The sequence below is a fragment of the Dyadobacter sp. BHUBP1 genome, from assembly GCF_050587785.1.
In the GTDB taxonomy this organism is placed as follows: domain Bacteria; phylum Bacteroidota; class Bacteroidia; order Cytophagales; family Spirosomataceae; genus Dyadobacter.
In genome coordinates this window covers 1-806 of the sequence record NZ_JBOBIH010000043.1, presented here as the reverse complement: position 1 = coordinate 806, position 806 = coordinate 1, and the positions used below count along the sequence as shown (strand labels likewise).

General features: G+C 37.2%; 1 protein-coding gene. It reads left to right on the top strand.

The window, feature by feature from the left end:
- On the top strand, positions 1-719 hold a 719-nt coding region (locus ACQ4MZ_RS31555; protein ID WP_430852027.1), incomplete at its 5' end, for a hypothetical protein.
- Between the last annotated feature and the right edge of the window lie 87 nt (positions 720-806).

Genomic DNA, 806 nt, shown 5'->3' with positions numbered 1-806 from the left:
AATATTTCTCCAGAAAGAAGGGATTACTTTGTTCATGGATGGGAAGAGGGTCAGTTTGCAGTATTTTATCGGGTGCTCTAATGTTATGGGGAGTAGCAGCAGCCGGGACAACCGTCTATGCCAATGACAATGATACTGATCGAGAAGTAGGAACCTATTCGGTTGGTGAATTATTCCACGATTCCGACAGTAAATTGCCGTATTTCCAGGTCGAAAAATCAATTCAGCCATTTTCTACTGGTGTAGTATATAAACAAAATGGTTATGTCAGAGGATCAATAAAGGCAGAAGAAAACGGCTATGATCGTGACTATTTTTTAGTTCACAAAGCAGACGTTGAGCTAATTGAGGGAACCAAGATAACATATAAGTTTATGAAAACTATAAGAAAAGATGTTGAAACATCCCATTCAATAGATACCGGTCTGAGAGCCCAAGGGGGAAATAGGTTTATCACAGAGTTGGAGGGGCACTTCGATTATAATTATGTCAGTAAAGAAAGAATTGAATATACGAAGGGAACTGAAACGAATGTAGAGGTAACCAAGCCAGGGGACTATACATTATATTTCTATGCTCAAGCCAGAGTATACAATCTATATGCAGATTGGCTAGGATACACTAGAGACAATAAAACAGAGAGAAAATTGAAACGATATATTGGTGATGTATATGAAGCAACAACTTTTGAGTACATTAAACCTAAAAGAAACAGATAAAGTAATCAAAAATGAGATGAACTGTGACCTTTTGAATAACACCTTAAAAGTGACCCCCTCGTGGGTCATTTTATGTTTATAGCAATT